This is a genomic window from Aquimarina sp. AD10, from assembly GCF_003443715.1.
GTDB classification, from domain to species: domain Bacteria; phylum Bacteroidota; class Bacteroidia; order Flavobacteriales; family Flavobacteriaceae; genus Aquimarina; species Aquimarina aggregata.
Genome location: NZ_CP031965.1, coordinates 5,218,349 through 5,232,582 on the forward strand (window position 1 = coordinate 5,218,349; position 14,234 = coordinate 5,232,582).

Annotated in this window: 12 protein-coding genes; 6 read left to right on the forward strand and 6 right to left on the reverse strand. The window is 31.7% G+C overall.

The features are described 5' to 3' along the window. Positions 1–27: 27 nt before the first annotated feature. Both D1816_RS21630 and D1816_RS21635 read left to right on the forward strand, forming a co-directional pair. A complete protein-coding gene (locus D1816_RS21630; RefSeq protein ID WP_118505654.1) occupies positions 28–1,329 on the forward strand; it encodes a DUF2157 domain-containing protein in 1,302 nt (433 codons plus the stop codon). A 51-nt stretch (positions 1,330–1,380) separates the two neighbouring features. Beyond that, on the forward strand, positions 1,381–1,941 hold the full coding sequence (locus D1816_RS21635; protein ID WP_066307760.1) for a GDYXXLXY domain-containing protein: 561 nt from the start codon (positions 1,381–1,383) through the stop codon (positions 1,939–1,941). A 76-nt stretch (positions 1,942–2,017) separates the two neighbouring features. On the opposite strand, the gene D1816_RS21640 is transcribed toward D1816_RS21635, so the two are convergent. Next, a complete protein-coding gene (locus D1816_RS21640) occupies positions 2,018–2,620 on the reverse strand; it encodes an SPOR domain-containing protein (protein WP_066307758.1) in 603 nt (200 codons plus the stop codon). 196 nt (positions 2,621–2,816) lie between these two features. Here D1816_RS21640 and D1816_RS21645 point away from each other — a divergent pair, with 196 nt between their 5' ends. Then, positions 2,817–4,550 carry an alkaline phosphatase gene (locus tag D1816_RS21645; protein WP_233565223.1) on the forward strand — a complete coding sequence of 578 codons (1,734 nt, stop codon included), beginning with the start codon at positions 2,817–2,819 and terminating at the stop codon, positions 4,548–4,550. Between the two features lie 82 nt (positions 4,551–4,632). Here the strand turns inward: D1816_RS21645 and D1816_RS21650 are convergent, their stop codons facing one another. Beyond that, positions 4,633–6,225: a hypothetical protein gene (locus tag D1816_RS21650; RefSeq protein ID WP_066307754.1), complete on the reverse strand. Its 1,593-nt coding sequence runs from the start codon at positions 6,223–6,225 to the stop codon at positions 4,633–4,635. A gap of 95 nt (positions 6,226–6,320) precedes the next feature. Continuing rightward, the gene (gene lysS / locus D1816_RS21655) at positions 6,321–8,009 is read right to left on the reverse strand and encodes a lysine--tRNA ligase (RefSeq protein WP_066307751.1); all 1,689 of its coding nucleotides are present in this window, start codon (positions 8,007–8,009) and stop codon (positions 6,321–6,323) included. A 303-nt stretch (positions 8,010–8,312) separates the two neighbouring features. Between lysS and D1816_RS21660 the strand changes: the two genes are divergently transcribed. Then, entirely contained in the window at positions 8,313–9,827 is a 1,515-nt protein-coding gene (locus tag D1816_RS21660; RefSeq protein WP_118505658.1) for a hypothetical protein, read from the forward strand. Between the two features lie 66 nt (positions 9,828–9,893). Here the strand turns inward: D1816_RS21660 and D1816_RS21665 are convergent, their stop codons facing one another. From D1816_RS21665 to D1816_RS21675, 3 genes are all read right to left on the reverse strand, one after another. After that, positions 9,894–10,451 carry a thioredoxin family protein gene (locus tag D1816_RS21665; RefSeq protein WP_118505660.1) on the reverse strand — a complete coding sequence of 186 codons (558 nt, stop codon included), beginning with the start codon at positions 10,449–10,451 and terminating at the stop codon, positions 9,894–9,896. Between the two features lie 98 nt (positions 10,452–10,549). Then, positions 10,550–11,032, reverse strand: a complete 483-nt coding sequence (locus D1816_RS21670; protein ID WP_118505662.1) for a DUF1573 domain-containing protein — start codon at positions 11,030–11,032, stop codon at positions 10,550–10,552. A gap of 112 nt (positions 11,033–11,144) precedes the next feature. Further along, on the reverse strand, positions 11,145–12,209 hold the full coding sequence (locus D1816_RS21675) for a LuxR C-terminal-related transcriptional regulator (RefSeq protein WP_118505664.1): 1,065 nt from the start codon (positions 12,207–12,209) through the stop codon (positions 11,145–11,147). Positions 12,210–12,321: 112 nt separating this feature from the next. Here D1816_RS21675 and D1816_RS21680 point away from each other — a divergent pair, with 112 nt between their 5' ends. Both D1816_RS21680 and D1816_RS21685 read left to right on the forward strand, forming a co-directional pair. After that, entirely contained in the window at positions 12,322–12,480 is a 159-nt protein-coding gene (locus D1816_RS21680; protein WP_082832250.1) for a YqaE/Pmp3 family membrane protein, read from the forward strand. Between the two features lie 83 nt (positions 12,481–12,563). Next, positions 12,564–14,156, forward strand: a complete 1,593-nt coding sequence (locus D1816_RS21685; protein WP_118505666.1) for a S41 family peptidase — start codon at positions 12,564–12,566, stop codon at positions 14,154–14,156. Positions 14,157–14,234 lie beyond the last annotated feature (78 nt).

The following is a 14,234-nucleotide window of genomic DNA, read 5'->3' on the forward strand; positions in this document are numbered from 1 at the left end:
ATTTTTTAATTATTAAAGAAGAATGAAATGAGTTCAAAATTTAATAAAGAGTTGCAAACTCTAATAAAAGATAAGGTGATCTCACCAGAGTTAGCACAAAAAATAGAGCAATACTATGCTACAAAAGACATAGGAAAGTCTACTAAGTTGTTTACAATATTTGGAGTTTTAGGTGCATTATTGATTGGGTCTGGTGTTATTTTAATGTTAGCTCATAACTGGGATGATTTTACCAAATTAACCAAAACAATTTTGGCATTTACCCCATTACTAATAGGTCAGGTTTTAACAGGTTTCTCAATTCTTAAAAAGAAAAGTAGCACCTGGAAAGAAGCTTCTGGTACATTCTTGTTTTTTGCGGTAGGAGCTTGTATTTCTCTAATAAGTCAGATTTATAATATTCCAGGTACATTAGGGTCTTTTCTTGTTACCTGGATTTTACTATGCTTACCATTAATTTATTTATTGCGATCCCATGCAATAGTATTGTTTTGTATAATTTTTAGTACATATTATGCTGTCGAAGTTGGATATTGGCAGTACAGAAATTCTGAGACACCTTGGTTGTATTTTGTTTTTATGTTAGCAGTGATACCTTATTACCTGCAAGTGCTAAAAAAATCTATTTCTAGTAATATGATAACAGTACTTAATTGGATACTACCAGCCAGCATTTTTACTGTGTTGGGAACATTTATAGGGCATAATGGTCATCTGGGATTCGTTATGTACATTACCCTATTTGGATTGCTATATAACATAGGAAAGCTTCCCGTATTTGAAAAACTAAGGGTTTTTAGAAATGGATTTCTTGTAATCGGATCATTAGGATCTGTCATTTCTCTATTGTTTTTTACTTTTAGATGGATTTGGGATGAATCCTCATCAAGATTCAATTTTGATTTACAAGGGTTTTACGTATCATCTGCGTTATTTATGTTAAGTGCAATTACACTAAGCTTTGTAATATGGAAAAAAGGTCTTAAAAAAGTGAATCTGTTTCAAGTCGCTTTTATCTTATTTTGGGGGATTTACTTCTTGCTCTTTACTGTAGAGATTTTACCAGTAGTTCTTATAAATATTTTGGTCTTTGCGTTGGGAGTGTCTGCCATAAAAATTGGTGCAGATAAGTTTAATTTTAAAATTCTTAATTATGGTTTGCTTATAGTCTCTGTTCTTATTGTCTGTAGGTTTTTTGATACAGGAATGAGTTTTGTACTTAGAGGGATATTGTTTGTAATAGTGGGATTAGGTTTTTTTCTAACCAATTATATGATGTTAAAAAAGCAACAAAAAATTAAGAAACAATTAAATGATCTACAGGTTTAAAAATCGAATGTATTTCCTGTTAATAATTAAAGAATTCTAAAATGATAATAAATGAAAACAATATATATAACACTTGGATTTGTAATAGTAGCATTATTTCAGCTTTTTGTCCCGTCATATATGATTTGGGAACAAGAAGATGTCTTACTATCGGGTAAAGTTTATAAGTTTAAAACTAAGCCTATAGACCCTTCAGACCCTTTTAGGGGCAAATATATTACACTACGTTTTGATATAAACTCTTTTAAAACAAAAGACAAGGTCTTTATATATGGAGACAAAATTAAGGTATACATCAAAGAAGATGATGAGGGTTTTGCTAAAGTGGTAGACGTAAGCAAAAAGAAATTGAATATTAAAGCTGATTATATTGTAGCTAAAGTTACAAATACGTATGATAATACGGTTACATTCAAATTGCCATTTGATAGGTTTTATATGGAAGAGAGCAAAGCCTATGACGCCGAAAAAGCTTATTTTAAGGTGAACCGAAATAATTCAAAAGAAAATGTCTATGCTTTGGTATATGTAAAAAATGGACGTTCAGTCCTTGCAGACGTGATTATTAAAGGAATGTCTATAAAAGAATATGTTGAGAATGAGCATCAATAAAGATGTATATTGAAAAAGGGAAGTAAAAATTCACCATAATGTAGATTTACTTCCCTTTGCATGTTATTGGGTCTTGTTACCAGGCTTCTTCGATTTTTATGCGTTCCCCGTTTTGATAGGAAGCTATAAAAGCATTTCTAAATCCTAATTGAACAATTTCTCGTCTAAATTTTTTAGCTTCATTAAGTGTTTCAAAATTTCCTAATGCATACTTATTAAAGCCCTCACTTTTGATTTCTCTAAAGTTTACAAAGTTTTCAGAATACAAAGAAAGGTCTTTGCTCTCGAAAGCTCCAATCTGGACAGCATAAATAACTTCGCCTTCTATAGAACCAGCAGACTCCCCATTGTCTTCAGAAGCTAATTCTTGGTTCATTGAAAGATTTTGAATAGTACCTTGTAATTCGGTTACTTTAGTTTCTAATGCGCTTATCTTTTCTTTATGATCCTTTTGAGAAATCATATCTTTGGCGCCAAATTGCATAAAATAAATAGTGCCAGCTACACCAAGTAAGGCTATAATACCTAGTATTATAGTAGCGATTTTAAATTTTCTCGAATTTTCTTTTTCCTCTTTAACAGCTTTTTCACTTAAATAGGTTGCAGAGCGCTTAGCCTCTTCAACTTTTTCTATTTGATCCTTAAGATCTTGAAGTTCTTCATCCGTTATAAATGCCATGGTTGTTAGTTTTTAAACACACCAAATATAGGAATTCTTCTAAAACTTAAGGTGATTAATGGTAATGATGCTGTTATACAGGGTGTTATAGGCTATTAGTGTTGGTTGTAAATAAATATTAAGGTTTATTTAATTGAGTCATAACATTAATATAGTAATGGGGAAATACTTTTATACAGTATTAAAAAACACACAAATGGATAGAAGAAAATTTTTTGAGAAATCACTTTTAGTTACGGGTGGTTTAATGCTTGCGCCAATATATATTAGTTGTAACGACGATGATGATACACCAATAACAATTCCAGACTTAAATACAGATAATTTTTTTGAAGGTTTAGCAAGTTTTGATCCAACTAGTACAAGTGTTATTATTTGGACACGCTATACGCCAGAGGTTGATGCGGATATAATTACTTTAAATTGGCAAGTGGCAACAGATGCTACCTTTAATGATATAGTACGAAATGGAGAGGTAACAGCATCCACTACACAGGATTATACAGTGGCAATAGATGTGCAAGAATTGCCTTCAAATAGTAAATTTTATTACAGGTTTTTTGAGTTAAACACAAAAAAAGTGTCTGTTATAGGTGAAACAATTACGTTACCCGCATCTACTGATACTATTGCTAATGTTAAGCTGGGTGTTTGTTCTTGTGCGAATTTTGCTGCTGGTTTATTTAATGTATACGGTGCACTTGCAAAATCAGATGTGGATGTAATAGTGCACTTAGGTGATTATATATACGAATATGGAGAAGGAGAATATGGTACTAATGAAAACACAGTCCCTTTGGATAGAGTACATAGCCCCAAAGATGAGATCCTAAGTTTAGAGGATTATAGAAGTAGATATAAGCAATATCGCAGTGATAAACAATTACAATTAGCGCATCAAAAGAAACCATTTATAGGCGTTTGGGACGATCATGAAATAACAAATGATGCATATAAAGAAGGAGCAGAGAACCATCAGGAAAATGAAGGTTCTTATGAAACTAGAAAGCAAATTGCAATCCAGGTGTATAGCGAATTTTTACCTATTAGATCAGCTGATCCTTCTAAAATCTATAGATCTTTTGATTTTGGGACAATCATAAGTTTACATATGCTAGATACTAGGGTTATCGGTAGAGACAAGCAATTATCGTATGGAGATTTTTTTGATGCTACTACAGGTCAATTAGATGCAGTAGCTTTTCAGGCTGCCTTACAAGATTCTGGGCGTAGTATATTAGGAGAGGATCAATTAACATGGTTAGCTGGAGTAGTATCTGGAAGTAATGCTTCATGGCAAGTGTTAGGACAACAAGTGTTAATGGGAAAAATGTTTATGCCTGCCGAAGTATTAATTTTATTGGGAAGGATTGTAGGTGAAGTTGGTGCAACAGGATCTGTTTCAGAAGCCACTGCTACAGCTTTTCAAACTTCATTAACAGAGCTAACAACAATTAAAGGAAGGCTGTTAGCCAACGATACGTCATTGACGCCAGAAGAGAAAGCGAGAGTGCAAACAGTAATACCTTATAACCTTGATGCTTGGGACGGGTATGCTGTAGAAAGAGAAAGATTATTTGCAATTCTTGCAGATAAAAAAACAGTGTGCTTAGCTGGAGATACACATAATGCATGGTATAGCAAATTAAAGGATAGTAATGGAAAAGAAGTGGGTGTAGAGTTTGCCACATCTTCTGTAACGTCTCCTGGATTTGAAGGTTTTGCTGGATTAAAAGAAGATCAGATCATGGGTTTTGAACTTGCTTTAACAACACTTATTGATGATTTACAATATACAGATTCTTCTAGAAGGGGGTATTTAAAGGTAACGTTTACAGCAGGAGCTGCTGATGCGCAGTGGAGTTTCATTGATACGATTGCGCAAGAAGGATATACAGAAACTATTGGAAAATCAGTTTCGTATACTTAGAATTAGTTCTAAAAAGGGGAAAAGCGCAATCATAATTGATTGCGCTTTTATTATTTGCTTTTGTATTCGTAATGCAAAGGAGTTATTTAACTTCGCATTTTGTAAGTTCTTGACAATATTCAAGTAAACTTTCTTTAGTGTTTTTATATCCTTTACTTTTAGCTTTTTCTATTACAGCAGGACATCCTTCGGCAAATTTTGCAAGATTCTTTTTAAAACCAAAAACAAAACTTGTACCCATAGTAGATTTTCCTTTTTCTGCACCTGTAGGAAGGATAACCAATTCTTTATTGTTAAATATGTATAGGTTTATTTTGTCAGACTCAAAAAGAACTTTACACAATTTGTCGGTAGCACCAGCTAACATTTGACCAGCATCTACAGCATCACCCTTAAGAGCAGATTCTTTAAATTTAATGTTTCTGTAATGTAAACCGTCAACAAAAAGAAGTTCTTGACAGTTCTTAGCTGCCTGTACTCTTGTACCTATAGGACTTTTGTTATTGTCATATTCTACAGTTTTTAGATCAAAGCCTATTTTTACAATATCTTCTGTCTTAATGTCTACAAGTGTAGTATCACCTTTTTTAGTAATTAAATACGCTTGATTTACTTCTATTCCCGCAGGAGCAGCAGCTGGTTTTTCTTCAACTTCCTCTTCTTCATCAGGTATGTTACTAAGATCTTCAGTAAGCACCTTCATGTGACGAGTTTTCATTTTGTTGACTTCAAGTGTTTTAATTAGATTGTCAGCATACTTTATGTATTTTTTACCGTCTTTCTTGTCGTAGTCATTCTCAATAAGTTTTTGAGCGTATTCTTTAACTTTTTCTGGCATATCTAAGTAATAGTAGATGTTAGCTATATTATAGTAACTAGCATACTTTACTTTTCTCATTTTACGTTTTGTACCAGGGTAGTTTGGTATAATACTATTGAAGTATTCGATAACAGGTTCTACTTCTTTTTTTACATCGTCTAATGGCTCATCATACTTCATTTTAGCAAAAGCAGCTTTTACTTTTTCATGTGCTTCATGATGTTTTTGAAATTCTGGATGTTTTTTAGATCCAAGAATCCAAAGAAATTCTGAACTAGTAGTATAAGGAACATAACCATATCTTCTGTCTAAATAAGAGCGGATACTTCTTTTTATATTTCCTTTATGTTTAGATCCATGACTACTTCTGATATCGTACTTGTTAGTTTTGTAATGTCTTTCAGCTTTATAATAGCTATCAAATTCTTTACTTTCATAAGAGTTAGAATCACTAAATCCTTTTTCATAACTCTCGCCATTGGCTGCATTAATAACATTTATTGTAGCAGATGATGATATAGAAGATTTTGCTTTGTAAGTGTAAGTTGTTGATACTACGTTACCATCATCATCCTTTTTCTCATGTGTTATTTTCTCAATATTTACCTCGCTGGATTTTGTTCCATTAAAGCGGTAAGAAATATCTAAGGTTCCTGGTGATTTTACTTTAGAAAATCCAGAAATTCTTATTGAACTACTACTAGAAGAATACGTTCTTTTGGTATCATCTAAAATCGGTTCAGAGGGTAGTTTAACATAAGAAACTGTTAATGTTTCTTTGTCTAAATCTGTACTTTGTGCAAAAGAGATAAGACTAATTAATAATGCCAAAGGCAGCAGTAATCTTTTTTTCATAATATTTGAGGGTTTTTTTTGTATCCGCGCAAATATAGTTAAAAAAATGTTAACTCCTGAACTCTCTTAAAATAAGTGTTAAAAAAAGTTAAAAACTAGGCTATTTCAACAATTAGATTGTCATCTGTTTTGGTAACTTTTGTTAATCCTAATTTGGATAATCCTTTCATTCCTTTATCCCAGCCTTTATTGCTTAAACCTGCAGCATTTTTAAGGTCAGAAAGAGCTATGCTCTTTTCTTTTTTAAGAATGTCAAATATTGCTTTCTCGTTGTCGTTAAGTTCTATTTGTTTTTTCTCAGGACGCATTTGTGGGAAAAATAAGACTTCCTGGATAGATTGGTTATTCGTAAGATACATAATCAAGCGATCCATACCGATACCCATTCCCGAAGTAGGAGGCATTCCGTATTCTAAAGCTCTTACAAAATCCTGGTCTATAAACATGGCTTCATCATCTCCTTTTTCACTTAATTTTAATTGTTCTTCAAAACGTTCTCGTTGATCTATAGGATCATTAAGTTCAGAATATGCGTTTGCTATTTCTTTACCACAAACCATAAGTTCAAAACGTTCGGTGAGTTCTGGATTATCTCTATGTTCTTTACATAAAGGACTCATTTCTTTAGGATAATCTGTAATAAAAGTGGGTTGGATATATTTTCCTTCACATTTTTCACCAAAAATCTCGTCAATAAGTTTTCCTTTACCCATGGTATCATCAACTGCGATATTCATCTCTTTGGCCGCACTACGAATTTCATCTTCAGATTTGCCAGTAATATCAAAACCTGTAAAATGTTTGATAGAATCTGCCATGGTAACTCTAGCATAAGGAGCTTTAAAATCAATTTCATGTTCACCAAATGTAGCTTTTGTATCTCCGTTAACAGCTATAGCACAATGTTCTAATAGTTGCTCACAAAAATCCATCATCCAGTTGTAATCTTTATAGGCTACATAAATTTCCATAGCCGTAAATTCAGGATTATGCGTGCGATCCATTCCTTCATTTCTGAAGTTCTTAGAAAATTCATAAACTCCATCAAAGCCTCCTACAATTAATCTTTTAAGATATAATTCGTTGGCAATTCTCATATATAAAGGAATATCTAAAGAATTATGATGTGTAATAAACGGACGGGCAGAAGCGCCACCTGGTATAGGTTGTAGTATAGGTGTTTCAACTTCAAAATATTCACGCTCATTAAAAAACTCGCGCATGGCATTAAACAGTTTAGTTCGTTTGATAAATACATCTTTAACATGAGGATTTACAACTAAATCTGCATAACGCTGTCTGTATCTTAATTCAGGATCATTAAATTCATCAAATGTATTACCGTCTTTATCGGTTTTAGGTAAAGGTAATGGTTTTAGAGATTTACTAAGGATAGAAAAATCTTTAACCATTACAGTTTTTTCACCTACTTGAGTTGTAAATAATTCACCTTCAACACCAATAAAATCACCTATATCCAGTAGTTTTTTATAAATATCATTGTACTTAGTTTTGTCATCACCCGTACAAATTTCATCTCTGTTAAAATATACTTGTATACGACCATCAGCATCTTGTAATTCTGCAAAAGAAGCTTTTCCTTGAATTCGTCTAGACATTAATCTACCTGCAATGATTACTTTTTTACCTTCTTCAAATTCACTTTTAATACGTTTCGAAGTGTAATCAACAGGATATAATGCTGCAGGATATGGGTTTATTCCCATACTACGCAATGAATTTAATTTTTCTCTTCTTACAAGTTCTTGTTCTGATAATTGCATAAATTCTCCATTTTGAAGGCACAAAAGTAGCCTATTTGTATAATTTAAAGAAAAGTCTGTTTAAAAACTTTTGCTGCTTTTTCAAAGATATTATCAATTATAGAATTTTACAGTGAATTTCTTACTGAAACTCATGGTGATTTTACTGTTACATTAAAAAAATAAGAGGTGATGTCGAAAAGATATAGGTTCAATCAGATAACTCAAATCAATTGGCTTCTAAAATGCATTTTAGGCTACTTATTTATAAGAAAAGGAACCTTAATAAGTAATTCATCGATAAAAAATAAATAACCAATAGTAATGGAAGAACTTGCAGAGGATTATAACCTTTTAGTTAAGAAAATGAGAGCTTTAGAAATTCTTTTATTAGTTTGTGTTACAGTTTTACCATTTGTAAAACGACCATTGCTTACAGTTGTACATAGAAAATATGTGTTAGGTTTTTTGATACTTACTCTTGTTTTGCATTTAAGTATCGAAGGTTGGCGTTGGCAGATGTTAATCGCATATTTTTTGATTTTAGTCTTACTTTGGAGAATAATAAGAGTAAATCTAAGTAAGCCTTCAAAATTAGCTTTCTTTAGAGGACTAGGATTTCTTATTACTATACTATTAGTAATTATAGGGTGGGTTTTACCGATTGTACTTCCTGTATTTTCACTTCCAGAACCTACAGGCCCATATAGAGTAGGAACACAATGGATTCATTTAAAAACAGAGCTTAAAGAAACTATTACAAAAGATCCTACGGATAATCGGGAACTAATGATCAAAGTTTGGTATCCATCAAACGCTACAGTGACCAAAAAACATGAGCCATATGTGGATCAGGCAAATAGACTTGGCTTTATCACTAAGTATAGTCAAGGTATTTTACCAAGTTGGACAATCAACTACTTAGATAGAGTAAAAACTCACGTGTATGAAGGTATTGCTATTGCAAATGAAAAATTTCCTATTTTAATTTTTTCTCATGGATATGGTTCCAAATCTACCGGATACTATGCGCTATTAACAGAATTAGCCAGTCATGGATATGTTATTGTAAATATGACTCATACGTATGAAAGTCTTGGTACTACTTTTCCTGATGGTACTATGAAATTTTTTGATTATGATTTTCAAGCTAAAATAAGTTCTGAATCTATGAAACATATAGATCCAATAAAAGACGCTTTTACTAAAGATATTTCTTTTAAAGAAAGACATGCAATACTTAGAGAAGCTTCTAAAGAATATTCTGTTACTGAAGTAATAAAAAGATGGTCTAAGGATATAGTGTATACTATTGATCAATTTGACGGTTGGAATACTCAAGGTTTTTTTAAGAATAAGTTAGATGTGACTAAAATAGGGGTGTTTGGTCATTCTGTAGGTGGTGGTGCAGCGGGTCAAGCAACGATAAAGGATAATAGAATAAAGGCCGCAGCCAATATAGATGGTGTGCAATGGGGCGAAATGATGGATACCATTTATCACAAGCCTTTCTTATACATTTCGGCTGATTGGCCAACATCACATCCAGACATAAATTCTCATGCGTACTTACATAAGAGTACTGATTATTTTTATGAAACTAAATTGTTAAAATCGGGGCACCCTAATTTTATGGATATTCCGTTTATGATACCTATAAAATCTATTGCAGGAACAGGAACAATCGATGTCAGATTAGGTATAGAGATTACAACCCAACTTGTCACCACTTTTTTTGATAAACATTTAAAAAAGAATAAAAAAATCGATCTTAGAAAATTAGGAGAACACTATGAACTTTTAGAAATGACAATTCATAAAGGAGACTCTGTACGATAGATACCAGATGCGTTAAGCTGTTAGTATGATTCAATACGGTCAAAGTTGAGAGTTTGTTTCTGGATATTACTTCGTTACTGGATTAGGGTTATATTTTGGAATATATTGTTTAGATAATAAAGTTAACATGTCTTCTTCTAAAGAGCGTTTAGGTGATTCTACAATTCTATTAATTTCCTTTCCATTTTTATAAAATATAAAAGTTGGTACTTTATGAATGTTTAACCCTTCATGTTCTCCTCCGGGGCTCTTCTTATAATTGTCTTTGCTGTGATCTACAGCAATTGTCGTAACACGATCTAAAGAAAAATTACTGTTGTTTAATATTTTATAGAATCTTGGGACTTCACGTTTACTATCTCCACACCATGTACCCAAAAAAATTTTAATTGTATATGTATTAAGTTTATTTTTCAGTGTATCAATTATATTTTGATTAGGGGTGTATTCTAGATAGTTTTTTGTAAACCATTGATCATAAGGTTTTTTAGTTAAACCTTTATTGTTGATTTTGCCAACGAGAATTGGAGCTCGCCCTTCTCGTGCAATTTCTTGATTAAATGACTGAGCTGTTAGAGATATAGAAAGTAAAAACAAGAATGAGATGGATATAATAGTCTTCATTTTAAAATGTGTAATTAATAGATTGAAAAAAGGGAGTAATTATTTTAAGTAGTATGAAGGAGCCTCTCTTTTACGAGAGACTCTCTTTGATAGATATATTACTTGCTTAATGGAGTACCACTTATTGCTGTTTTCCCTTTTGGAGTTACCATAGCTTTAATTTTAAGAATTTCTTTTCCTTTTTCTGTATTTGTTGTAATGGTAACTTGTTTGTTTTGAAGATTTGGCTTGCCATTAGAGTTAAAGCGTACTAACATATCTCCTTTGGCTCCAGGTGCTATTGGTTCTTTGGTCCATTTGGAAACAGTACAACCACAACTTCCTTTTGCATTTATTATTACTAAAGGAGCATTACCTGTATTGGTAAAAGTAAAATTGTGTTCTACAATATCTCCTTCATTAATAGTACCAAAATCATGATTTGTTTTAGTAAATGTGATTGCAGGTAACAATTTGGCTTTGGCATCACGAACATCTGCCGTGGTGACATTTTTTGGATTGATTTTGTCTTTAGCATTATTGCTACAAGACATTAAGAAACCAATTGAAATTACACATAGAATTAAGATTGCTTTTTTCATTATTTTATTTTTAGTTCATAAATAGATTATGTTGCCAAAAATGAAAATAAGAGCAAGTAAAATCAATAAAAATGGGTTTGAAATGAGGACTAGACCCTAGGTGGAATTTTTGTTATTTATTGATATATAGTGATTTAACTTCTTCTCTTGAACGTACATTAAGCTTTTTGTACAAATTATTAATATGTGTTTTTATAGTGCTAATACTTACAAACATAGAAGAAGCTATTTCTTTATTCGTTTTATCCTCTAAAATAAAGTTTAATACTTTTTGTTCTTGTTGCGTGAGATTCTTACTTAAATCTTTAGCTATTTTATTTCTTGCCCGAGCTTGACTAAATTGAAGAATATTAATTGCTATTGAAGATATTAAAACTATGAATAATGCCCATAACCAATAGTTTTTCGGAGCATTTTCACCAGAATTAATCAGAAATTTATCAGAAGCTAATTCTGCTTTATAACGATTTGTATATATGTTGTTAGGGTATTTTGTTTGAAGCCGTTGTAGCAGTTGGTCATAATAAGGATTTGTATTAAGATCCTCAAGATAGTAGGCATACAGATTATTGGCTTTGTCTGATAGAAAAGCATAAATGTATAGCTCTGTAAGTGGCTCATCCTGATTTTGAACATATTGTTGTAAAGTAGAGAACCATTTTTTTACATTTAATTTACGATTTGTTTCACTTCGATATGAGGCAAAGGCAAAACGCATTTCATGAATAATAGAATCAACTTTTATAAAAGCATCACTTTTTTGATTATTAGATACAATCTTACAGAACATTTCTTTATCAAAAGAAAACGGTAGTGTAAGGGAGTCGTGATTATTTGCTATGAAAAGTATTTCTTTACTGTCTGGACAAAATCCATTAAAATGAATTGCATCTTTTTCATCTTCCGAACAATTTTCCATATGTATTCTATACATGCGATTTTCTGGAGGTAGATTGTCTCCAGAGAAACTAAAATACCCCAAGGAATCACTAGTAGTCTTTTGAATTATTTGTTCAGGATACACACCAGATAACTTTCTGTAATCCTCAATTAACGATAAATAGACATCCCCAGACCAATGTTGAGTGTCTACATATCCAGAAAAATCATATTGCGCAACTAGAGTTTTTTGACTAGCAAACAAGAAAATACAAAAAAGGTAACAGTACAATTTCATAATGAAATACAAAACTTTAAAAATATAGAAATTAATTTTACGATTTTATTGTAACAATATAAAATTCTTGGATACATATAATTATAACATTTAATTTATTTAGACCACGATTATGAGTATTTGGAGAGTTTTATTAGCTATTTTTTTTCCACCCCTATCAATATTAGATAAAGGCTGCGGATCAGTTGTTATAGTTTTGTTATTGACTATTTGCGGTTGGGTTCCGGGTGTTATTGCTGCATTGGTAATACTTAATAATCCAAAATCTTAATTAACACATAATAGATAAATGTTTTAATCTATATTTCTTTGGCAAAGAAAGGAAATCTCTCAGGTTATTTGTAAGTTAGTATAATGATGATAAGAAAAGTACTGAGCTGTCTATCTATAGTAGTATTGACCAGTTGTTCTTCTGTAGAAAAATATAATAATCAGATAAGCAAATTGCATAATCCTGAAGAAATTCGGGAAGACATTGATTTTGCATATCAAAAATTAAAGAGACTACACCCAGATTTGTACTGGTATATTAGTAAAGATTCCTTAAATCAAAAAATAAGTGATCTAAAGAAAAATATACAAGAACCGATATCTAGTTTAGAGTTTTATAAACAGTTTGCTCCTGTTATTGCGAGCATACGACAAGGGCATACTTCTATTTATTCACCAAGAAAAAAGCAAACAAAGAAAGAAAAGAAAAGTAAAGGGAAAAGAAGTTATCCTTTTAAACCGCTAGCATTTCATAGAATCGGAGACGATTTATTTATAAAAAAAAATTATGAAAAGGACAGTGTATTTGTTAAAGGTGTTCAAGTCTTAAACGTAGATAATCAGGAGATTAAAGATGTGTTTTCTGATTTTACAAATTTGTATACCGGTGATGGATATAATACAACATTTGTTCCGCGTTACGTAGGAAATGGTTTTGGCCCTTTGTATGCGGGCACGCACAAACAAAAGGATAGCGTTTTGATGACGTTAAAATCGGGAGATAGTATTTATTCTAAATTTTTATATGCGAAATACAGTAAGCCGAAAAAGACAACAAAAAACAAATTAAAAAAGGATAAGGATTCGACAATAATTCGTGCAAAAAAACAGAGTAAATCTGATGATAAGATAACTAGAAGAAAAAAGAAAGCACGTCGAAAACTTAATAATAAGTACGGATTTAATACGTACAAGAAAGAATATAATAGAAATTTTAAGTTTATAGCGTCTGATACAGCACTTGCAATAGCTTATATGAAGATAAGGAGTTTTACTAGAGGGAATTATAAGGACTTTTATAAAGAAAGTTTCATAAAGATAGATTCTGCAAAAAGTAAACATTTGATTATTGATTTACGTGATAACTTAGGAGGAAGAATAGCAGAAATTGATGAGCTGTATTCCTATTTAACGGATAAAGAATATGTGTTTATCAAAGAATCAAAAATGACCAAACGCACAAATTTTTTATATCCTGCTTTTCATGGAAAACCATGGGTGAAAAAAGTAGGAGCGACCTTAGTATCTCCAGTATTATTGGGATATCAATTATTTAAGGTTAAAAAAGAAAATGGAGAACCATATTTTAAATTAAAATTTAGTAGACTTCAAAAACCTAAAGTTAATGCATACACCGGAAAGATATATGTTCTTATTAATGGAGCAAGTTTTTCTGCAAGTAGTATTTTGTCAACACATCTTAAAGCGACAAAAAGAGCGGTTTTTGTCGGAGAAGAAACAGGTGGCGCATATAATGGAACAATAGCAGGTCTTTTTGCTTTAGTAGAGCTTCCAAACTCTAAAGTAAAAATGCGGGTTGGATTAATGAAGATAAACGCCCCTTATACAGTAGATCAGGATGGATTCGGAATCAAACCGGATATTTATGTATCCGAAACTATAGGAACGGATAATCCCTTAGACTGGGTCATAAACAATATTAAAGGATCTAATTAGTTTATTCGATATTCTTTTTAGAATGCGATAATCGAAATTAAAGATGAGGTAGGTTACTTTTTTTAATCGTCGTATCTT